General features: G+C 71.2%; 22 protein-coding genes. 9 read left to right on the top strand and 13 right to left on the bottom strand.

Annotated elements, in window-relative coordinates; translation table 11 throughout:
- Positions 1-27: 27 nt before the first annotated feature.
- The gene (locus EDF40_RS02785) at positions 28-492 is read right to left on the bottom strand and encodes a MarR family winged helix-turn-helix transcriptional regulator (RefSeq protein ID WP_123340577.1); all 465 of its coding nucleotides are present in this window, start codon (positions 490-492) and stop codon (positions 28-30) included.
- Positions 493-588: 96 nt separating this feature from the next.
- Between EDF40_RS02785 and EDF40_RS02780 the strand changes: the two genes are divergently transcribed.
- Together EDF40_RS02780 and EDF40_RS02775 are read left to right on the top strand one after the other, a co-directional pair.
- Positions 589-2,793: an MDR family MFS transporter gene (locus EDF40_RS02780; RefSeq protein ID WP_123340576.1), complete on the top strand. Its 2,205-nt coding sequence runs from the start codon at positions 589-591 to the stop codon at positions 2,791-2,793.
- Positions 2,794-2,866: 73 nt separating this feature from the next.
- The gene (locus tag EDF40_RS02775) at positions 2,867-3,454 is read left to right on the top strand and encodes a TetR/AcrR family transcriptional regulator (RefSeq protein ID WP_123340575.1); all 588 of its coding nucleotides are present in this window, start codon (positions 2,867-2,869) and stop codon (positions 3,452-3,454) included.
- Between the two features lie 109 nt (positions 3,455-3,563).
- On the opposite strand, the gene EDF40_RS02770 is transcribed toward EDF40_RS02775, so the two are convergent.
- The 10 genes from EDF40_RS02770 to EDF40_RS02725 all read right to left on the bottom strand — a co-directional run bounded on the left by EDF40_RS02770 (position 3,564) and on the right by EDF40_RS02725 (position 13,513).
- The gene (locus EDF40_RS02770; protein WP_123340574.1) at positions 3,564-4,067 is read right to left on the bottom strand and encodes a flavin reductase family protein; all 504 of its coding nucleotides are present in this window, start codon (positions 4,065-4,067) and stop codon (positions 3,564-3,566) included.
- A gap of 14 nt (positions 4,068-4,081) precedes the next feature.
- Positions 4,082-5,791, bottom strand: coding sequence for an MDR family MFS transporter (locus EDF40_RS02765; RefSeq protein ID WP_260213483.1), 1,710 nt, complete (start codon positions 5,789-5,791; stop codon positions 4,082-4,084).
- Between the two features lies 1 nt (position 5,792).
- Complete coding sequence (locus EDF40_RS02760) at positions 5,793-7,127, bottom strand: NtaA/DmoA family FMN-dependent monooxygenase (RefSeq protein WP_123340573.1); 1,335 nt, start codon at positions 7,125-7,127, stop codon at positions 5,793-5,795.
- A complete protein-coding gene (locus EDF40_RS02755) occupies positions 7,124-7,849 on the bottom strand; it encodes a cysteine hydrolase family protein (protein ID WP_260213474.1) in 726 nt (241 codons plus the stop codon). The genes EDF40_RS02760 and EDF40_RS02755 overlap by 4 nt, the downstream gene beginning before the upstream one ends.
- A gap of 44 nt (positions 7,850-7,893) precedes the next feature.
- Positions 7,894-8,958, bottom strand: coding sequence for an LLM class flavin-dependent oxidoreductase (locus tag EDF40_RS02750; protein ID WP_111086881.1), 1,065 nt, complete (start codon positions 8,956-8,958; stop codon positions 7,894-7,896).
- 48 nt (positions 8,959-9,006) lie between these two features.
- Positions 9,007-10,155, bottom strand: a complete 1,149-nt coding sequence (locus EDF40_RS02745) for an ABC transporter substrate-binding protein (protein ID WP_260213465.1) — start codon at positions 10,153-10,155, stop codon at positions 9,007-9,009.
- A 184-nt stretch (positions 10,156-10,339) separates the two neighbouring features.
- Positions 10,340-11,182 carry an ABC transporter permease gene (locus EDF40_RS02740; RefSeq protein ID WP_207896064.1) on the bottom strand — a complete coding sequence of 281 codons (843 nt, stop codon included), beginning with the start codon at positions 11,180-11,182 and terminating at the stop codon, positions 10,340-10,342.
- A 13-nt stretch (positions 11,183-11,195) separates the two neighbouring features.
- A complete protein-coding gene (locus tag EDF40_RS02735) occupies positions 11,196-12,023 on the bottom strand; it encodes an ABC transporter ATP-binding protein (protein WP_123340770.1) in 828 nt (275 codons plus the stop codon).
- A gap of 189 nt (positions 12,024-12,212) precedes the next feature.
- Positions 12,213-12,626, bottom strand: a complete 414-nt coding sequence (locus tag EDF40_RS02730) for a hypothetical protein (protein WP_123340571.1) — start codon at positions 12,624-12,626, stop codon at positions 12,213-12,215.
- Positions 12,627-12,754: 128 nt separating this feature from the next.
- Positions 12,755-13,513, bottom strand: coding sequence for an SDR family NAD(P)-dependent oxidoreductase (locus tag EDF40_RS02725; RefSeq protein WP_123340570.1), 759 nt, complete (start codon positions 13,511-13,513; stop codon positions 12,755-12,757).
- A 68-nt stretch (positions 13,514-13,581) separates the two neighbouring features.
- Here EDF40_RS02725 and EDF40_RS02720 point away from each other — a divergent pair, with 68 nt between their 5' ends.
- The gene (locus EDF40_RS02720) at positions 13,582-14,175 is read left to right on the top strand and encodes a TetR family transcriptional regulator (protein WP_123340569.1); all 594 of its coding nucleotides are present in this window, start codon (positions 13,582-13,584) and stop codon (positions 14,173-14,175) included.
- 84 nt (positions 14,176-14,259) lie between these two features.
- On the opposite strand, the gene EDF40_RS02715 is transcribed toward EDF40_RS02720, so the two are convergent.
- The gene (locus tag EDF40_RS02715) at positions 14,260-15,201 is read right to left on the bottom strand and encodes an aldo/keto reductase (protein ID WP_123340568.1); all 942 of its coding nucleotides are present in this window, start codon (positions 15,199-15,201) and stop codon (positions 14,260-14,262) included.
- Positions 15,202-15,310: 109 nt separating this feature from the next.
- Here EDF40_RS02715 and EDF40_RS02710 point away from each other — a divergent pair, with 109 nt between their 5' ends.
- Genes EDF40_RS02710 through EDF40_RS02700 form a run of 3 tightly spaced genes read left to right on the top strand, consistent with a single transcriptional unit; the run spans position 15,311 to position 16,758 of the window.
- Positions 15,311-15,901, top strand: a complete 591-nt coding sequence (locus tag EDF40_RS02710; RefSeq protein ID WP_185002691.1) for a TetR family transcriptional regulator — start codon at positions 15,311-15,313, stop codon at positions 15,899-15,901.
- A 40-nt stretch (positions 15,902-15,941) separates the two neighbouring features.
- The gene (locus EDF40_RS02705) at positions 15,942-16,355 is read left to right on the top strand and encodes a VOC family protein (RefSeq protein ID WP_123340566.1); all 414 of its coding nucleotides are present in this window, start codon (positions 15,942-15,944) and stop codon (positions 16,353-16,355) included.
- A gap of 7 nt (positions 16,356-16,362) precedes the next feature.
- Complete coding sequence (locus EDF40_RS02700) at positions 16,363-16,758, top strand: arsenate reductase ArsC (protein ID WP_123340565.1); 396 nt, start codon at positions 16,363-16,365, stop codon at positions 16,756-16,758.
- 4 nt (positions 16,759-16,762) lie between these two features.
- On the opposite strand, the gene EDF40_RS02695 is transcribed toward EDF40_RS02700, so the two are convergent.
- Positions 16,763-17,032, bottom strand: coding sequence for a hypothetical protein (locus EDF40_RS02695; RefSeq protein ID WP_123294645.1), 270 nt, complete (start codon positions 17,030-17,032; stop codon positions 16,763-16,765).
- A gap of 98 nt (positions 17,033-17,130) precedes the next feature.
- Between EDF40_RS02695 and EDF40_RS02690 the strand changes: the two genes are divergently transcribed.
- The 3 genes from EDF40_RS02690 (at position 17,131) to EDF40_RS02680 (ending at position 19,308) form a co-directional block, all read left to right on the top strand.
- Positions 17,131-18,003, top strand: a complete 873-nt coding sequence (locus EDF40_RS02690) for a DUF808 domain-containing protein (RefSeq protein WP_123340564.1) — start codon at positions 17,131-17,133, stop codon at positions 18,001-18,003.
- A 37-nt stretch (positions 18,004-18,040) separates the two neighbouring features.
- Positions 18,041-18,682 carry a helix-turn-helix domain-containing protein gene (locus tag EDF40_RS02685; RefSeq protein ID WP_123340563.1) on the top strand — a complete coding sequence of 214 codons (642 nt, stop codon included), beginning with the start codon at positions 18,041-18,043 and terminating at the stop codon, positions 18,680-18,682.
- Between the two features lie 191 nt (positions 18,683-18,873).
- Positions 18,874-19,308: a VOC family protein gene (locus tag EDF40_RS02680; RefSeq protein WP_123340562.1), complete on the top strand. Its 435-nt coding sequence runs from the start codon at positions 18,874-18,876 to the stop codon at positions 19,306-19,308.
- The last annotated feature ends 17 nt before the right edge of the window (positions 19,309-19,325 follow it).

The following is a 19,325-nucleotide window of genomic DNA, read 5'->3' as shown; positions in this document are numbered from 1 at the left end:
GTTCCTCCCGGTCATGTCGTGGTCACGTCACGGGCGTGTGGTGCCGATCCCGAGGACCGCGTCGGCCCGGTCGTTCAGCCGCGTGAGCATCTCGGCGAGCGAGCGCAGCTCGTCCGACGCGAACTCCTCGGTCAGGTCGTCGAAGACCTCCGCACCGGCGGCGTCGAGCTGGTCGAGCAGCTGCTTGCCCGCGGGTGCGAGCGAGACCAGGGTCGCTCGGCCGTCGGCGGGGTCCGGCGAGCCGACCAGGTGCTCGGCCTCGACGAGCGACGCCACCCGGCGGCTGATCACCGGGCGGGACAGGCCCGTCGCGTCGGCGATGGCCGTCGCCCGGACGGGTCCGTGACCGGCGACGGCCCGCAGGATCACCCGCGCCGTCGGGTCGAGCCCGCCGCGGGACTCGATGAGCGAGGAACGCAGGGTCTGCCGGACCCACAGCCGGTCGAGCTGGGATCGCAGGAGTCGCTCGGCAGCACGCCGCTCGTCGGACATGGGGCCAGCGTAGTGGGCACATTTAGTTGCTTGCTGGAAGCAACAGATGTATCGTTGCGCGGTCTGCAAAGTTACACAGCACGAAAAAGGAGTTCGATGACCGCCACCGCACCCGTCCAGGTGCAGCACGGTCGGCACAGCGCCGAGGCCCCAGCAGCCTCCGGCGGTACCGGCCCGCAGCCCCTGATGACCCACCGCCAGATCCTCCTGGTGATCTACGGCCTGATGGCGGGCATGTTCCTGTCGTCCCTCGGCCAGACGGTGTTCGGCACGGCGATCCGCACCATCGGCGACGACCTGCACGGCCTCGACCAGCAGGCCTGGGTGACCACGGCCTACCTGATCACCTCGACGATCGCGACGCCGATCTACGGCAAGCTCTCCGACATCTTCGGCCGCCGCCCCCTCTACATCTTCGGCATCGTCGTGTTCATCCTCGGCGCCGTCCTGTCGTCGATGTCCACCTCGATGCTCATGCTCGCGGCCTTCCGCGCCGTGCAGGGCATCGGCGCCGGTGCGCTCATGTCGCTGCCGCTCGCGATCATGGGCGACATCCTCGCCCCGCGCGAACGTGCCAAGTACCAGGGCTACTTCCTCGCCGTGTTCGGCATCTCGTCCGTCATCGGGCCGCTCATCGGCGGGCTGCTCGCCGGTTCCTCCGAGATCCTGTGGATCACGGGATGGCGCTGGGTCCTGCTGATCAACGTGCCGATCGGTGTCGCCGCGCTCCTCATGGTCATCGTCTTCCTGCACCTGCCGAAGGTGCACAGTGCCGACGACGCGAAGCCCAAGGTCGACTGGTGGGGCGCGACCGCCGTCATCGTCACCCTCGTGCCGCTGCTGCTCGTCGCCGAACAGGGCCGCATCTGGGGCTGGGGCTCCCCCGCCGCCATCGCCTGCTACGTCGTCGGGGTCGTCGGCCTGATCGGGCTGCTGCTCATCGAGTCGAAGATGGGCGACGCGGCGATCATCCCGCTCAAGCTCTTCCGCTCGGGCACGTTCTCGATGGCGACCGTCATCGGGTTCCTGGTCGGCTTCGCGATGTTCGGTGCGATGCTCACCATCCCGCTCTACCTGCAGATCGTCGTGGGGCTCACCCCGACCGAGTCCGGCTTCGCCACGCTCCCGCTGGTCGGCGGTCTCATGATCGCCTCGATCACGAGCGGTCAGATCGTCGCCCGTGTCGGCCGCTACCGGATCTTCCCGGTCATCGGCACCGCGCTCGTGTCCGCCGGCTACGTCGTCCTGACCTTCATGTCGATCGACAAGCCGCTCTGGTTCCTGATGATCGGCATGTTCCTGATCGGCCTCGGCCTCGGCTCGGTCATGCAGTCGCTGACCCTGGCCTCACAGGGCTCCGTCGAGGCCCGTGACATGGGCGTCGCCACGTCGTCCGCCACGTTCTTCCGGCAGATCGGTGGAACGCTCGGCACCGCGGTCCTGCTGTCCATCCTGTTCTCGGTGATGCCGGCGAACATCCTGCACGCCACCGCGAACGAGAAGGACCTCGGCCCGGCGCTCGACGCCGCGCTCAACCCCACCGTCGCCAGTGCGAAGGCGAACCAGGGTGCGATGGACAAGATCTGGACGCCCGTCGTCACCCCGCTGACGAAGACCGTGCAGTCGCAGCTCGACGCTGCCTCCGCGAAGGCGACGCAGGCCGCCGACGCCGCGGTCACCGAGCAGGTCACGGCAGCCGTGCAGCAGCAGGTCGCCGCCGGTGCGGTCCCCGCCGCCTCGGCCCAGTCCGTCATCGACCAGCAGGTCGCAGCGGCGACGCCGGCGGCCGAGCAGTCCGCGCTCGAGCAGGTCGCCGACCAGGCACACGCCAGCGTGCAGGACGGCACCGTGTCCGTCGACTGGTCGAACGCCTCGCAGCGCTCGTACTGGGTCGACGAGCTCACCCCGGAGCTCGCGAAGAAGATCGACGACGGCAACACCACGAGCGACAGCGCCACCAGCACGAACGACACCTCGTTCCTGACCGGTGCCGACAGCCGCCTGACCCGGCCGTTCATGGCGGGCTTCAACGCCTCGTCCGTGACGATCTACTGGGTCGGCCTCGGCGTGATCCTGCTCGCGTTCGTGCTCACCTGGTTCTTCCGGGTGCCGCCGCTGCGCCAGCGCTCCGCCCTGCAGGAGCGTGCCGACCTGTCCGCCGAGGCCCAGCTCGAGGCCGAGGCCGGCGCCGCCGCTGCCGACGCCGGCTCGTTCACCGGTCCGATGACCGGGTCCGTGCCGACCGGCTCGGTGCCGACCGGCTCGGGTTCGACCGGATCCACACCGACGCACCGTCGGTGACCGACCGGGCCGTCCGTGCCGTGCCCCCTTTCCGGCACGGGCGGCCCACCAACCCCCACCACCAGGAGTCCACGTGATCACCACCCCGGCAGCTGCAGTGGCGACGGAGCCGTGCACCCTGCGGGAGCGCAAGAAGCAGCAGACCCGGCAGGCGCTGCACGACGCGGCCCTGACGCTGGTGTCAGCGCACGGGCTGGACGGCGTCACCATCGAGCAGATCTGCGCCGATGCCGACGTCTCGCCCCGCACCTTCTTCAACTACTTCTCGTCCAAGGCGCACGCCGCCCTCGGACTCGACTCCGTCGAGGTCCCGGAGCCCTCCGCAGCATGGTTCACCGAGGCTCGTGGCGGCCTGGTCGACGACCTCTGCACCCTCGTCGCGGCGACCGTGCCGCTGTCCCAGGACCGCCGCCGGATGAAGGAACTGCTGGTGCTCCGGCCCGAGATGTCCTCGATGGTGATGCAGTGGATGGCCGAATCACGCCAGTCCCTCCTCAGCGTCGTCGGCACCAGGACCGACGACCAGACCGCTCGCACGGCGGTGACGCTCGTGATGTCGGCGCTCAGCGAGGCCGCCCACCGCGACTCCGTGCGGAGCAACGACGAGCTCGCGGTGCGGCTCCGGGCCGTGGTGCGCGAGATGGCGGCGCTGGCCTCCTGACGGGGCGCCGCGCGAGGCGTACCGAGTCGTTTCGGGCGTACCGGGTCGGAACTTCTGACCAGGTACGCCCGATTCCGCTTTCCATCGCACGCGTTCTGGGGAAGGAACGTCAGGCGGTGGCGACGCCTGCTGGCCGCCGCGACGGTCGGTGCCAGACGAGTGCGGCGTTCGCGGAGTCGCGGGCGAAGCGGAGCACCCGCAGCACCACGATGTCGTGGTCGCCCGCGCGGTGGACGGCCTCGACCGAGCACTCCAGCCACGAGTGCGCGCCGTCGAGCAGGATCGCTCCCGCCCCGGTGTCCGTGGACGGCACGCCGACCAGTCGCTGGGACCGATCGCGGGAGGCCAGCTGCCGGGTCTGCGCCGCGTGGCCCTCGGCGAGGACGGAGATGCCGAGCACCGGCGCCCCGGCCAGGTCCGGCCAGGTCGTCGACGAGTGCTGCACGGCGATCGTCGCGAGCGGCGGGTCGTACGAGACCCCGACGGTGAACGACGTCGCCACCATGACGACCGGCACGCCCTCGACCCGGGCCGCGATGGCGGCCACGACGGAGGGGACCTCGGCGATCGCCTCACGGATGTCGAGCGGGTCGTCGATGAAGTCGTGCTGCATGGTGGTTCCTTCGTTCAGGAGCGGGCGAGCAGGGTGCGGGCACGGCGCTCGTCGGCACGCATCGCGGCGACGAGGGCGTCCGGCCCGGGGAACGTGCGCTGCCGCCGGAGCCGACGGCCGACGGTGAGCTCGACAGGGGTGCCGTACAGGTCGCCGTCGAAGTCGAGCACGTGGATCTCGACGGTGCGCGGCCGGTCGGCGAAGGTGCTGTTGCTGCCGATCGACACGAGCGCCTCACGGGCACCGGACCACGTCGGCGCGGTGAGCCAGCCGACGTAGACCCCGTCCGACGGAACAGCGCCCGCGTCGTCGGGCAGCAGGTTGGCGGTCGGGAACCCGAGCCCGTGCCCGACCCCGGCGCCGTGCACGACCGCGCCGGTCAGGACCACCGGTGCGCGACCCGGCAGGGACGCCGCCGCCACGAGTGCCCCGAGGGCCGCCAGCGCCAGGGCACCGAGGGCCACCGCGTCGGTCGACACCGCGAGCAGCACGGCGGTGACCGTGCTGCCCAGGACGGCACCGAGCTGCTTCACGGTGTTGAAGGTGCTCGACGCCGCACCGATGGTCGCCGGTCCGGCGCCGAGCACCGCCGCGAGCGAGAACGGCGACCAGACGAACGCGTTCGCGACCCCGAAGCCGGTGAACGCCGTCGCCACCGCCCAGAGGGGTGCGGCGGTCCCGATGAGGACGGCGGTCAGTGCCACCGAGACGACGAGCAGGACGGCGCCGATGGTCGCCGTCGCACGGGGGCCCGCGGTGTTCGTCGTGCGGCCGACGAACGGTGCGGCGGCCAGGCAGGCGACCCCCATCGGCACAAGTACGAGGGCCGCGGCCCCCGGTCCGAGACCACGTCCGTCCTGCAGGTCGAGCATGAGCGGGATCGGGGCGGAGCCGACGCAGAACGACGCGGCGGTCGCGCCCCACGAACCGGTCACGAACCCGCGGTCGCGGAACAACCCGAGCGGGACGAGCGCCCGGTCCCCCGCGCGGCGCTGCACCGTGAGCACCGCAGCGACGACGAGTGCGCCGAGCACCACCAGGCCGGCCCGCGGCAGGGGTGCGGCGAGGACGCCGTCGCCCGTGCCCTGGACACCGACGACGACCGCGAACACCCCGGCGGTCACCCCGACGACGGCGAGCACCGGCAGGGGCACCGCGATGCGTCGGGACACCGGCACGAACCGGAGCACGGCGACGGCGGTGACGATGCCGACGGGCACGTTCACCAGGAAGACCGACGGCCACCCCCACGCCTCGACGAGCACGCCGCCGACGATCGGCCCGGCGACGGTCGCCGCGCCGCCGCCGGCGCTCCAGACGGCGAGCGCGACGGCGAGCCGGGGTGGTTCGAACAACGACCGGATCACGGTCAGGCACTGGGGTGTGAGCAGTGCGGCACCGACGCCCTGCACGGCGCGCCAGACGATGAGCCCGCCGATGCCCGGTGCGAACGCGCACCCGACCGACGCGACGGTGAACACCGCGAGCCCGAGCAGGTAGACCCGGCGGTGCCCGAAGCGATCGCCGAGCCGTCCGGCGACGAGGAGCGGCACGGCGAACGCGAACAGGTAGGCGCTGTTCACCCAGACCGACTGCGACGCCTCGGTGCCGAGGTCGCTGCCGATGTCCGGCAGGGCGACGGACACGATCGTGCTGTCCAGCAGCAGCATGAAGAAGCCGAGGCAGAGCCCGCCGAGCGCGAGCCACCGACGGGCCGGGGTCACCTCACACCGCCAGGTTCTCGCGGAGCGTCGACCCCGGGTACCGCGGCGCCAGGGCACCTCGGGCACGCAGCTCCGGCACGAGCAGCTCGCTCAGGTCGGCGAACCCGGTGGGCATGCCGAGCGGGCTGGACAGCATGTAGCCGCCGCGTCCGCCGGTGGCCGCGAAGTTCTCCTGCAGGGCGTCGGCGACCCCCGCGGCGTCGCCGACCAGCATGTGGTCGAGGCCCGTCGCGGCACGCCAGCCGTGCTCGAAGAAGTCGTCGCGCTCCATGGTGTGGTCCTCGCCGAACTCGGCGACCAGGCTGCCGACCAGGCCAGCCGGGCTCGCCTGCGCGGCGACGATCTCGTCGCGCAGCTCGCCGAGGCGGAACGTCTCCGGGAGCGTGGAGAAGTCGTACCCGGCGTTGTGCGAGATGAAGGTGCCGACGGCCTCGCGGTTCCAGAACGACAGCAACGAGTCACGGCGGGCGGCGGCCTCGGCGTCGGTGGCGCCGACGATGACCTGGGTCGCCCAGAGGATCCCGACGCCGGACGGGTCCCGACCGGCGTCGGTGAGCGCTGCGTCGAGGGCGTTCCGGTGCCGGAGCTGTCCGGCGACGCTCGATCCGAACCCGAACACCAGGTCGGCGAACGACGCACTGGCGGCGATGCCGCGCGGCGAGCTGCCGGCCTGCACGACGACGGGGTGCCGCTGCGGACTCGGGACGCTCGCGAGCGGGCCGCGCACCTTGAAGAAGCGGCCGTCGTGGTCGATCGGGTGCACCCCGGCCGGGTCGGCGAACCGCCCCGTCGCGCGGTCGCGGACGATCGCGTCGGGGGCGACGGAGTCCCAGAGCGCACGGCAGACGCCGATGAACTCCTCCATCCGTTCGTACCGCAGGTCGTGGTCGATCAGGTGGTCGGACCCGTAGTTCGCCGCGTCCGCGCCCCGCGACGAGGCGACGACGTTGAACGCCATCCGCCCGCCCGTGACGTGGTCGAGCGAGTTGAGCAGTCGGGCGACGGAGAAGGGGTGGGTGAACGTGGACGAGTAGGTGAGCCCGAACCCGATGTGCTCCGTGACGGTGGACATCGCGGCGATCACGGGCGACATGTCCTGCCGGGGCCACTGGATGCCCCACTCGACGGCCGGGTCGATGCTGCCGCGCCACGTGCTCGGCACACCGGACCCGTCGCCGAAGAACAGCATGTCGACGCCTGCGCGCTCGGCGGTCCGGGCGACCTCCATGTACATGCGGACGTCGGGGAAGTCCTGGCCGACCCAGCTGCCGGCGGCTGCCCACCGCCCCTCGGTGTGGGTGAAGGACAGGTCGTAGGCCAGGTGCATGCCGCTCATCGCGAACCCACCGGCGAAGCGGACGCAGCCGCAGACGCGGACGCAGCCGCAGCCGCAGACGCGGACGCGGACGCAGACGCAGACGAGAACCCAGACGGTGCGTCAGCAGCCGCGCGCCACAGCGCCACCGCCTCGTCGGCGTCGGTCACGACGCCCACGTTGAGGTCGATCAGCGTCAGTGCGGCGTCGTGCACGTCGGTGTCGTACGCGGCGGTGGCGTCCTGCGGGACCACCACGGGCCAGCCGAGCTGCATCGCGTCCTGTGCGGTGGCGAGGACGCAGCACTCGGTCGTGAGTCCCACGACGGTGACCCAGCCGATCCCTGCGGCGGTGAGCCGGGCCTCCAGGTCGGTGCCCAGGAACCCGCTGTAGCCGCGCTTGACGACGCGTGTCTCACCGGGGGCGGGCGCCGTTCGGTACCACTCGGCGCCCTCCGTGCCGATCCGGCACGGCTCGTCGTCCGGCATGGGTCCGGCCGGGTCGCCCCCGCGCAGCCACGTGCTGGAGCGCCACGGCCGCGCCGGGTCGCTGCCGAGTTCGACCCAGACGACGGGGACGCCCGCTGCGCGGGCCTCGTCGACGAGCGAGCCGATGCGGGTGACGGCGGCGTCCACGGCGACGGACGCGCGGTCGTCGAGTCCGTACGGGGCGATCCGGGCCGGCTCACCGAAGTCGCGCTGCACGTCGACGACGACGAGCGCGGGCGGGAGCGCTGATGACACCAACTGTGCGAGCCGCGGGTCGCGACCCGCGTCGAGTCCCCCGGTCACCGGACGACCGCCGCGTCGTGCTGGCGGAGCGCCGGCAGGACGGTCTCCCCGAACAGCACCATGTCCTGGTCGTACTCGGGGAAGATCAGCATCAGGCCGTCGAGCTCGCCCCGGTCGACGATGTACTCGATGTGCTCGGTGACGGTCTCGGCGGACCCGGCGACGTACGCGGTCTGGAACGCGTCCTCACCGGCAGCACCGTCCGCCCAGGCACGCGCCTGCTCGGCGGGGACGCCCCACGACGCCCGCATCGAGGCCAGTGCTTCGCGGTCGACGCCGGCACCCCACTCGCGCACCTTCCGCTGCGCGGCGGCGTCGGTCTCGCCCTGCACGACCGTGAGCATCGAGTAGGTGCGGCACTCGCGTCCCTCGGCGGCGGCACGGTCGTGGACGTCGCGGGACAGGTCGCGCATCTCGTCCAGGCTGTCCGCGGCCAGGAAGGCGCCGTCGGCGTGCTTCGCCTGGAACGCCCGGGCTGCCTCGGACTTGCCAGCGCTGATGATGGTCGGCCGCGATGCGGGGTGGGGGCGGGACTCGCACGCGTCGAGGTCGAAGTACGGCGTGTGCATCGTCACGCTGTCCTCGGTCCACAGGCGCGTGACCGCCTCGGTCCAGAGCTCCGTCATCCGGTACCGGTCGGCGTGGCTGAGGGCCGCGTCCCAGATCCCGAACTGCTCGAACTCCGCCGCGTAGGCCCCGTTGACGATGTTCATGCCGGCCCGGCCGCCGGAGACGTCCTGCAGCGTCGTGTACATCTTCGCGGCGACCGCCGGGTTGTGGACGTTGGCGTGCATCGTCGCCCAGATCTTGACCCGCTCGGTGGCCTCGGCGATGCCGGCCATCATCGTCATCGACTCCAGGGAGCGGCCCCAGTGGTCGGTGGAGCCGCCGAAGCCGCGCCACTTCGCCATCGACATGACGAAGTCCAGGCCGATCGTCTCGGCGTGCAGCGCCGCCCGCTTGTTCCAGGCGTAGGTCGCCTCGGGGTGGGGTGCCGTGGTGGAGAGCATCCACCCGCCGTTGCCGATCGGGAGGAAGATCCCGTACTCCTTCGCGGGCATCTCACGCCGCCTTTCTGGTCGTTGCGGAACACTCGGTGGCGAAGGGACTCACGGTGCCGGCCACACGGTCTCGCCGTCCTTCGTGATGGCGTCGATGTACTCGTTCGTGAACCAGCTCTTCGCGTCGTCGGCGGTCACGGAGCTCTTGACGATGTCGAACTGGTGCAGCATGTCGACGAGCTTGGTCACGTTCTCCGGGTCGATCCCGCCGAGGGGCTGGTCCGGCGTCGGGTTGTCCGCGATGACCTTCGTCTCGGTGGTCCAGATCTTGGTGTTCTGGGCGGTGTCGTAGGTCGCGCCGGACAGCTTGGCGGCGTACCCAACGCACTGCTTGGTCTTCGCCTCGCTCGCGGAGCAGAAGTCGTAGGCGTGCAGGGCTGCGCGCAGGACGTCCTCGACCGCGGTCGGGTGCGCCTTCGCGAAGGCGGGGTTGACGGCCATCGCGCCGATCGACGAGGGGATGCCGTAGTCGACGGGCTGCCAGACGGTGACGTCGTCACCGGCGGCCTTCAGCAGGTTCGGCTCGTTCGACACGAAGCCGGTCAGCGCCTCGAGGCCGTTCTGCTTGCGGGGCAGGACGGACGGGTCGTAGCCCTCCTTGACGAGCGTCAGGGAGTCCCACTCGACGCCGGCCTTCTCCATCATCGCCCGGACCGACGCGGGGACGTAGCCCTTGTGGCCGACGACCTGGCCGTCGAGCTGCGGCAGCTTCGTGATGTCCTCGTTCGTCATCAGGACGTCGAGGCCGGCGTTCGAGTACGACGAGATCCCGGTGATGTCGATGCCGTTCGCGCGGGCCTGGATGAGGTCCTGCTCGGCGACGGCGGACACGGTGGCCTGGCCGCTGGCGAGGAGCTTCGTGTTCTGGGCGGTGTCACCCGAGCCCGGCTTGAGGGTCACGTCGAGGCAGAGGTCCTTGAAGTAGCCGAGCTCGTCCGCCGCGATGTACTCGAGGATCGACGCCGACGACTGGTACTGGTAGCCGGACAGGTAGGTGATCTTGCCGGCGTCCTGGTTCTCCTTGCACCGCTCGGCCGAGATCGCGCTGCCCTCGGACGAGGTGGTGCCGGCGCTCGAGCCGGTGCTGCAGCCGGTGAGCGCGAGGGCGACGACGGCGGTGGCGAGGGCCGCGAGTGCGGCCTTGGTGCGGTGCGTGGTGCGGTGCATGGTGCTGTGCTGCATGGTGCGGTGCTGCATGGTCACTCCTGTGGGAAGGGATGGGTGGTGCAGGGCGGGTGCGGGTGCAGGTGGTGCGGGTGGGTCGGTGGGTCGCCTGACGTCGGCCTGGAGGCGCGGCTGACGTCGCGCGGGCAGGCTCGCGCCGGCGGGTGGTGCGGCAGGGCCGCGGGGCGGCCGCGTGGTGGGGCCGGCAGACCGCGCGTCAGTCGTTCGCGGTGCGGTGCCAGTGCAGGACGCGCCGCTCGACGACCGTGATGAGTCCGAGCAGGACCACGCCCATCACCGCGAGGATCGCGATCGCCGCGTAGACGACGTCGAGCTGGTTCATCGACGACGCCGTGCTGATCACGGTGCCGAGGCCGCCGGTGGAACCCGAGGCGGAGAGCTCCGCGACGACCGCGCCGATGATCGACAGCGGGAACACGATCCGGAGCGCTGCGAACACGAACGGCAGGGCGTTCGGGATCCGCAGGTGCACGAGCATCTCGAACCGGGAGGCATCGATCGTCTTGTACACCTGCAGCACGGGCTGCGGCACGGACCGCAGGCCCGCGGCGGTGTTGATCAGGATCGGGAAGAAGCAGATGAGCGCCGTGATGACGAGCTTCGGCAGCGGCCCGAACCCGAACGCCACCACCAGGGCCGGAGCGATCGCGACGAGGGGCGTGACGTTCAGCACGATGGCGATCGGCATGACCGCACGGCGGACGATCGGCAGCTCACTCGTCAGCACCGCGAGCACGAAGGCGGCGAGGAACCCGATGGCCAGGCCGACGAGCGACTCCGCCAGGGTGATGCCGGCGTTCTGCAGGTAGTAGGGCAGCTGCGTGGCGAGGGTCTCCCCCACCGCGGGCAACGGCGGCAGCAGGTACGGCATCGCCGTCGCGCCGATCTGCCAGAGCACCGCCAGGACGGCGAGCATCACGACGAGGGGCAACCAGACGGTCGGTCGGAGCCAACCGGGCACCGGTCGGCGGGCGGTGCGTCGTTCGGCGTCGGCCGTGGTGGCGGTCGCGGCGGGCGTGGAGGTGGTGGTGGCGCTCATGGTCCCGTCTCCCTCAGGCCGCATCGGTCATGCGCCAGGCGCTGTGCAACCGGGTCCGGACCAGGTCTTCGTACTCGTGGAACCGCTGTGCCTCGAACAATCGCTGGTTGCGCGGGCGGGGCAGGTCGATGTCGATGACGTCGACGATCCGGCCGGGGCGCGGCGCCATCACGACGACGGTGTCCGACATCCGGACGGCTTCGGACACCGAGTGCGTCACGAAGAGCACCGTCGTGCGCAGCTCGTCCCACAGGTCGAGCAGCTGGTCCTGCAGGCTCTCGCGGGTGAACTCGTCGAGCGCCGAGAACGGCTCGTCCATCAGCAGGACGTCGGGGCGCAGGCCGAAGGCCCGGACGATCGCGGCACGCTGCTGCATGCCGCCGGACAGCTGTGCGGGGAGCTTGTCCATCGCCTCGCCGAGTCCCGCCATCCGCAGGAGTTCGCGCATGTCCGGGCCGGTGCCGGTCGTGCGCTCCTCGAGGTCCTCGATGGCCGCGCGGCGACGACCGGCACCCGGGTTCACGCGCCCGGCGAGCGACACGTTCTGCAGCACGGTGAGCCAGGGCAGCAGCGCCGGTGCCTGGGGCACGAGTCCGATGAGCTTCGCCGCGCAGGCCTGGGCCGGCGTGACACCGTGCACCCGGACGTCACCGCGGTCGGCGGGCTCGAGCCCGGCCACCAGGCGGAGCAGCGTCGACTTCCCGCAGCCGCTCGGGCCGATGAGCGACACGAACTTCCCGGGTTCGATGGTCAACTCGACGTCGTCGAGGGCCACCATGGCGCTCGGGCCGCTGCCGTAGACCTTGCGCACCGCGTCCACGCGGACCGCTGATGTGGTCATCCGTTCCTCCATACCGTCGGCGAGCACGCAGGCTCGGTCTCGTATGGCGGAGAGCGTGCGTCGCGAGCTCGGGTTGGTCTGCGACGCGGAAATCCGCTGCTGGTGTCGAGGCTAGGACGCCCGTGTTACGGAGTCGGACCACATGTGTTGCGAACGTGTGAACGAGTGCGCGGGTCGGGTCGACTGGGCTCAGCGCGGCGAGGGCACCGCGGTCTGCCCGTCCCAGACGAGCACCTCGACGCCGAGGTCCTCGGCGGCCACCGCCACCCACCCGGCGAGCGCCCTCGCCGCGGGTTCAGCGACGACGAGCACTGCTCGTTCCACGCCGGGGACCGACTGCCGCAGCCACAGCAGCTTGAACAGGTCCGCCATCACCTTGTTGCGCCAGGCGGGCTTGTAGGCGCCCTGGTTCGCGACGAGCTGCACGACGACACGGTCGGCGTCGTCGATGCCCTCGACCTCGACCCGGGCGCGGTCGAGCACGACGGTGCGCGGGCGGAGGACGAGGCCGAGGGCGGTGCCGGTGTGCTCGAGCATCCGGCGTTCGACGGAGTCGGGGGCGAACCGGCCCCACTCGGAGCGCGCGACGGGGACCTCGGTCATGTCGGCAGTGTAGGCGGGCGGGACATCTCGAGACGCCGTCGTCTCACCGAGACGCCGCCGAACGCTCGAGACGCCGCCGTTCTCCGAGGCGTCTGGACACGACGACTGCGTCTCGAGGGACTCCCGCGTCAGACGACCGACCACCCGCCGTCGCTCGGCAGCACGGCGCCGTTCACGTTGGCGGAGTCGTCGCTGAGCAGCCAGGTGATGGCCGCTGCGAGATGCTCCGGCTGCGCCACCGGCGGGATGGCGACCTGCATGATGGGACCGACCCGGCTGGCGGCGTACTCGCTGCGCATCGGCGCCTCGATGTTCGTCGCGACCGCGCCCGGCGCGACCGCGTTGGCCCGGATGCCCTGCGGCCCGTGGAAGAACGCCACGCTCTTGGTGAACCCGGCGATCGCGTGCTTCGACGCCGTGTACGCGGCACCCGCTGCCGAGGCGCGGAGTGCGGCCTCGGACGCGACGTTCACGACGGCGCCGCGGCCGGCGGCGATCATGTGCGGCAGGACGGCGCGGGTGAGGCGCATCGGTCCGGTGACGTTGACGCTGAAGACGCGGTCCCAGGTGGCGTCGTCGACCTCGCTCGGCGGCAGGAAGGCGTCCATGATGCCGGCGACGTTCGCCAGTCCATCGATGCGATCACCCGCTGCCGCGATGAGTGCGTCGATGGTCTCGGTCGCGGCGACGTCGCCGACGACGGTCTCGAGTTCGAGGCCCTCGAGTTCGGAGCGGAGCGCGTCGAGGCGTTCGGCGACGACGTCGGTCGCGATCACCCGCCCGCCCTCGTTCGCGATGCGCGTCGCCGTGGCGCGTCCGATGCCGGAACCCGCCCCGGTGACGATGATGGTCCTGCCGGTGAAACGTCCGGCGGTGGTGTCGGTCATGTCGTCTCCTCACTGAGAGGCGCTCGCTGCGCCACGATGGTTATAGCACTCAGTGCCGAAAGGACTCCATGCGCCCGACGAGCGACCGGCCGACGAGCGATCGACCGACGGGACGCCCCCGCACGATCGACCCGGACGCGGTGTCCCTCGTGGCGCTGCGGCTGTTCGACGAGCAGGGCTTCGACGCCGTGTCGATGGACGACGTCGCCGCAGCTGCCGGCGTGAGCCGCCGGTCGTTGTTCCGGCTGTTCCCGAACAAGGCGGCGCTCGTCTGGGGCGGGCTCGACGAGTTCGCCTCGCGGTTCGGTGACGCGCTCCGACAGCGGCCGTCCACGGAGTCGTCGTCGGACGCCCTCCGCGCGGCGTACCGGATCGGCGCGACCTTCCCCGACGACGCCGTCGAGGTCACCCGCCACCGACTCCGTGTCATCCGGGCGAACCCCTCGCTCGAGCACGTCGGCGCGGCCACGGTCACGACCCTGACCGACGCGATCGTCCGGTTCGTGGCCGAGCGGGACGGCGCGACGCCCGACGACCTCGCGGTGTCGGTGCGTGCGCACGCCCTGGCGGCCGCGGCGAGTGCGGCCCTCACCTGGTGGGCGCTGCACGGCGACGGCCGACCGGAGGACGTCGTGGACCGCGCACTCGCCCTGCTCGCCTGAGACGCGCCCTGGACACGACCACCGGACGGACGGGAGGCCCGTGGCGAGCGTGCCACGGGCCTCCCGTCCGGCACCCGGCCGGGCTCAGCCCATCGCGCGCTTCCCACGGACGTCACGCGACAGCGCGTCGATGCGCGCCACCTCGTCGTCAGTGAGCCGCACCTCGGCGGCGGCGACGTTCTCGGCGACGCGTCCGGGGTTGCGCGATCCGGGGATCGGGACCAGGTCGGCGCGCTTCGCCAGGATCCAGGCCAACGCGAGCTGCGAGAGCGAGACGCCCTTCGCGTCGGCGATCTCGGTGAGTGCGGTGACGACGGCGACGTTCGCGTCGAAGTGCTCCGGCGCCCACCACTCGAGCTGCTGGCGGATGTCGTCGGCCGCGTAGGCACTCGCGGGCTGCACGGCACCGCTCAGGAACCCGCGCGCCAAGGGCGAGTACGCGACCACGCCGATACCGAGCTCGTCGACGAGGGGGAAGAGCGCCTCGGACTCCCGCGAGAAGACGGAGTACTCGGTCTGGAACGCCGAGATCGGGTGGACCGCATGGGCACGGCGGATCTGCTCGGCATCGGTGTTCGACAGGCCGAGGTACCGGACCTTGCCGGCCTGCACGAACTCCTGCATCACGCCGACGACGTCCTCGATCGAGACAGCCGGGTCGTGGACGTGCTGGTAGAGCAGGTCGATCGAGTCGGTGCCGAGGTTCTGCAGGCTCGCGTCCACCACCTGCCGGATGTGCTCCGGTCGGGAGTCCGGTGCGTAGGCCTCGGGCGTGAACCCGAACTTCGTGGCGATCGTCACTTCGTCGCGGATCGGGGCGAGCGCCGCGCCGAGGAGCCGCTCGCCGGTCCCCCAGCCGTACAGCTCGGCCGTGTCGAAGTGCGTGACGCCGAGTTCGTGCGCGTGCCGGATCGCGGCGACGGACTCGGTGTCGTCGCCGGGCCCGTACGCGAACGTGGTACCCATGGCGCCGTAGCCGATGGCGCTGACGGAGAGGCCCTGTCGGCCGAGGGTGCGTTGCTGCATGGTGCCGTCCCTTCGTGACGTGTGGTGGTCATGCGAGTGGCACTGTACGCCACTACTGTCAGAGTCTGACAACTAGGACCGAAGATGACGTCGCGGTACGATCGGCCCCGTGAGCGACGTGCGAACCGGCCTGCGGGACATCACCCGCGATGCCGTCCGCGCGCGCATCGCCGCCGTGGCAATCGAGCGGTTCGACACCGACGGGTTCGACAACGTCACCGTGGAACAGGTCGCCGCCGAGGTGGGGATCTCGGCGCGGAGCTTCCACCGGTACTTCCCCGCCAAGGAGGACGCCGTCATCGGCGACCCGGCGCGACACCGGGACGCCCTCGCCGAGGCGTTCCGGTCGCGGTCGACCACCCAGCCGGTGTGGCCCGCGCTGCGCGAGTCGTTCGCCGAGATGCTCGAGCGCGGCAGCACCGACGACCCCGAGACCGGTCGACGGTCCGTCCGCGTGATGACGAGCACCGCGTCACTGCGCGCACGGAACCTCGAGAAGCACCAGGCCTGGGCGGACGCCCTGACGCCCCTCGTCGTCGAGCAGCTCCACGGTCCCGACGCCGACCTGCGGGCACGGGTCCTCGTGCAGGCAGCCCTCGGGTGCTTCGACGTGGCGATCACCACCTGGGCCACGGGCGACGACCCCGACGCGGCCGCGATCCTGCGACGCGCGTTCGACGGCATCGCACCGAGCCCCTGACGAGCGGACGGGCGCCGTCGTCCGGCGGTATCGTCCGGGCATGAACGTCACCGGACCGTCGCCGTACTTCCAGTTCGCCGGCACCGCCAGGCAGGCCCTCGAGCACTGGCAGGGTGTCTTCGGCGGCGAGGTCCAGATCGCGACCTACGCCGACTTCTCACGGACCGACGGCCCCGCAGACGCGGTCGCCCACGGGCAGCTCACCGGCGGGCTGCAGCTCTTCGCCGCCGACGCGAGCGAGACCGACGAGCCGTTCGCGGCGACCGGCCTGCTGTTCTCGCTCCTCGGGGCCGACGAACCCGACGTGCTGCGGCGGTGGTTCGACGCGCTCGCCGAGGACGGCACGGTCGTCGATGCACTGCAGCAACGGCCGTGGGGCGACTGGGACGGCACCGTGCGGGACGCGTTCGGTGTCACGTGGCTGATCGGGTTCGAGGCGTCAGCGCTGGGATGATGGGCGCATGACCGATCGCCCCGCCGTCCTGTTCGTGTGCGTCCACAACGCCGGACGCTCCCAGATGGCCGCAGGGTGGCTGCAGCAACTCGCCGGTGATCGCGTCCGGGTGTTCTCCGCCGGCAGCGAGCCCGCCGACCAGGTCAACTTCGTCGCGGTGCAGGCCATGGCCGAGCAGGGCGTCGACATCGCCGGCGCCCGGCCGGCGGTGCTCGAGACCGAGACCGTGCGCGAGTCGGACGTCGTCATCACCATGGGCTGCGGGGACGCCTGCCCGGTGTTCCCCGGCAAGCGGTACGAGGACTGGGACCTCGACGACCCGGCCGGGCTGGGGATCGAGCAGGTCCGCCCGATCCGCGACGACATCCGGATGCGGGTCGAGCGGTTGATCGCGTCCCTGTAGTCGGCTACTGCTGGTCGGACGGCAGCAGCGGCGCCCAGTAGGCGTCCGCGCCGTCGGCCTGCACGGCGTCGCGCTCGAACCGGAAGCCGTAGTCGCGCACGAAGTCGAGCGCGGCGGCCTGCTCGTCCTCGGCGTCGTCGTGCGCGGCGTCGAACAGGTACACGCCGTGCCCCATCTTCACGCCCGAGTCGCTGATCACCGTGAGGTCCCAACGCCCTTCCTCGGCGCGTTCGATCCGCACGACGGCGGCCTGTGCAGCGGTGAAGTCAGCCATGCCGTCAGCCTACGGACGGCGCCCCGGCGGCGTTCAGGGTCCGCCGCGCCCACTACGCTGAGCACCGTCACAGGCCCGGACGAGCGGAGAACGAAGTCATGTCAGTCGGATTGCTCGCCGTGGTGGACGACATCCTCTCCGCGGCCCTGAAGGCGAGTGCGAAGACCGCCGGTGTCGTCATCGACGACGCCGCGGTCACCCCGCAGTACGTGCAGGGACTCGCGCCGGCCCGAGAGCTGCCGGTCGTCGGTCGCATCGCCCTCGGCAGCCTGTTCAACAAGTTCATCATCATCATCCCGCTGGCGCTGCTGCTCACCGCGTTCGCGCCCTGGGTGCTGCCGTACCTCCTGCTCATCGGCGGGACGTACCTGTGCTTCGAGGGCGCGGAGAAGGTCACCGAGTGGTTCGGTGTCCACCACGGCGCCGGCTCCACCGACTCGGTCACCGAACCGAAGCTCGTGTTCGGCGCCATCCGGACCGACCTCATCCTGAGCACCGAGATCATGCTCATCGCCCTGGCCGGCCTCGACCCCGACCTCGGGCTCTGGCCGACGCTCGGCGCCCTCATCGTGATCGGGCTCGTCATGACCGCGGTCGTCTACGGCGCGGTGGCCCTGCTGGTGAAGATCGACGACGTCGGTCTGCAGATGATGAAGAACTCCGTCCGACGGACGCGACGCGCGGGGGCACGGATCGTGCGGGCGATGCCGACCGTCTTCCGGGTCATCAGCGTCATCGGCACCGTGGCCATGCTCTGGGTGGGCGGGCACCTGGTCATCGCGAACCTCGCAGAGACCTTCTGGCACGGCCCGTACGACCTGCTGCACACGATCGAGCACACGATCGAGGCCACAGGCCCGGTCATCACGTGGATCGTCGACACCGCGGTCTCGGCGCTCGCTGGCGTCGTCCTCGGCATGGTCGTCGTGGCGATCGTCCTCGGCATCGGTCGCTTTCACGGGAAGCACTGACTTACACTTCTGTTCCGCCATCGGTACACTTGTGTACATGGATGAGGAGAGTGTCGCCGAGTTCGCGGTCCGCGCGGGGTTGTCACCGCGACGCGTGCGGGCGCTGATCGAAGGGGGATCGATCCGAGCACGCCAGGTCGGCGGCCAGTGGCTCGTCGACCAATCGTCGGAACATCGTCCTGCCGCGAGTCGACCGCTCGGCGCACGGATGCGCAGCCACCTGCTGGCCTCGCTCTCCGGTCAGCCGATCGATGGCCTCTCCGCGCCGGAGCGAGTCCGTCTTCGCCGCTACCGGGACGAACTCGTTCGGAGCGCCGAACCGGACCGCATGCTCGGAGCCTGGATCCGCCCGGTCCCTGCACTTCGTCTCCGAGTGGCCGATGCCGACCTCGAGGACCTCGCCGCTGACGGTCGCCTGGTGAAGTCGGGTTTCAGCGATCCCCGCTCGGAGATCGCCGCGGCGGGGCAGCTCGAGGCTCGAGTCGCGGCCAGCGACGCCGATGCACTCCGGCGTGACTACCTCCTCCGCCCGTCCGACCAGCCCAACGTCCTGTTGCACGTCTCTGAGCAGAGACCCCCGTCGCCGGTTCCGCTCGGGTTGCTCTTGGTCGACCTCGCGGTGCACGACGGAATCCGCGAACGGTCCCGGGTCGCGGCACTCCTCCAGGCCGCGTCGTGACGATCGTCGCTCCGGCCATGAGTGTCGGCGTGGACGCGGCGACGGTGACGGTCGTGCGGGAGCAGTTCGTCATCGGACCGCACTGACACGAGTCGGAACACGAGTGTTCCGACGGTGCACGCGTCGAACGACTCGTGGTCCGTCGCAGAACGGGTGCGCGCGACCCGCGCCGCGCGCCTACCCTGGCGCGCATGGCAACGGTGCGACAGGTCCAGGTGACGTTCGACTGCGCCGAGCCGGAGCGGGTCGCCCGGTTCTGGTGCGAGGTCCTCGGCTACGAGGTCCCTGCTCCCCCGCCCGGGTTCGACGACTGGCAGGCGTTCAACGCCTCGCTCCCGCCCGAGCACCAGGACTCCGCCTTCGCGTGCGTCGACCCGACCGGCGCCGGCCCGCGGCTGTTCTTCCAGCGGGTGCCTGAGGGCAAGACGGTGAAGAACCGCGTGCACCTGGACGTCCGGGTCGGCACCGGCCTGGTCGGCGAGGAACGTCTCGCAGCGCTCGACGCGGAGAGCGCCCGCCTCGTCGCGCTCGGCGCGACGCAGTTCCGCCGCATGCTCGCGGATCAGGTCAACGAGTCCTGCATCGTGATGCGGGACGTCGAGGGCAACGAGTTCTGCCTCGACTGATCCGCGAGCCCGCGCAG

This window comes from Curtobacterium sp. PhB170 (genome assembly GCF_003752345.1).
GTDB lineage: Bacteria > Actinomycetota > Actinomycetes > Actinomycetales > Microbacteriaceae > Curtobacterium.
This window is presented reverse-complemented; position numbering and strand designations above follow the sequence as displayed.

Coding starts and splice junctions, on each gene's coding strand:
- EDF40_RS02690 (WP_123340564.1), top strand. CDS start 17,131: ATGTCAGTCGGATTGCTCGCCGTGGTGGACGACATCCTCTCCGCGGCC.
- EDF40_RS02780 (WP_123340576.1), top strand. CDS start 589: ATGACCGCCACCGCACCCGTCCAGGTGCAGCACGGTCGGCACAGCGCC.
- EDF40_RS02680 (WP_123340562.1), top strand. CDS start 18,874: ATGGCAACGGTGCGACAGGTCCAGGTGACGTTCGACTGCGCCGAGCCG.
- EDF40_RS02745 (WP_260213465.1), bottom strand. CDS start 10,155: ATGCAGCACCGCACCATGCAGCACAGCACCATGCACCGCACCACGCAC.
- EDF40_RS02785 (WP_123340577.1), bottom strand. CDS start 492: ATGTCCGACGAGCGGCGTGCTGCCGAGCGACTCCTGCGATCCCAGCTC.
- EDF40_RS02720 (WP_123340569.1), top strand. CDS start 13,582: ATGCGCCCGACGAGCGACCGGCCGACGAGCGATCGACCGACGGGACGC.
- EDF40_RS02695 (WP_123294645.1), bottom strand. CDS start 17,032: ATGGCTGACTTCACCGCTGCACAGGCCGCCGTCGTGCGGATCGAACGC.
- EDF40_RS02685 (WP_123340563.1), top strand. CDS start 18,041: ATGGATGAGGAGAGTGTCGCCGAGTTCGCGGTCCGCGCGGGGTTGTCA.
- EDF40_RS02735 (WP_123340770.1), bottom strand. CDS start 12,023: ATGACCACATCAGCGGTCCGCGTGGACGCGGTGCGCAAGGTCTACGGC.
- EDF40_RS02705 (WP_123340566.1), top strand. CDS start 15,942: ATGAACGTCACCGGACCGTCGCCGTACTTCCAGTTCGCCGGCACCGCC.
- EDF40_RS02760 (WP_123340573.1), bottom strand. CDS start 7,127: ATGAGCGGCATGCACCTGGCCTACGACCTGTCCTTCACCCACACCGAG.
- EDF40_RS02715 (WP_123340568.1), bottom strand. CDS start 15,201: ATGCAGCAACGCACCCTCGGCCGACAGGGCCTCTCCGTCAGCGCCATC.
- EDF40_RS02750 (WP_111086881.1), bottom strand. CDS start 8,958: ATGCCCGCGAAGGAGTACGGGATCTTCCTCCCGATCGGCAACGGCGGG.
- EDF40_RS02700 (WP_123340565.1), top strand. CDS start 16,363: ATGACCGATCGCCCCGCCGTCCTGTTCGTGTGCGTCCACAACGCCGGA.
- EDF40_RS02730 (WP_123340571.1), bottom strand. CDS start 12,626: ATGACCGAGGTCCCCGTCGCGCGCTCCGAGTGGGGCCGGTTCGCCCCC.
- EDF40_RS02725 (WP_123340570.1), bottom strand. CDS start 13,513: ATGACCGACACCACCGCCGGACGTTTCACCGGCAGGACCATCATCGTC.
- EDF40_RS02740 (WP_207896064.1), bottom strand. CDS start 11,182: ATGAGCGCCACCACCACCTCCACGCCCGCCGCGACCGCCACCACGGCC.
- EDF40_RS02770 (WP_123340574.1), bottom strand. CDS start 4,067: ATGCAGCACGACTTCATCGACGACCCGCTCGACATCCGTGAGGCGATC.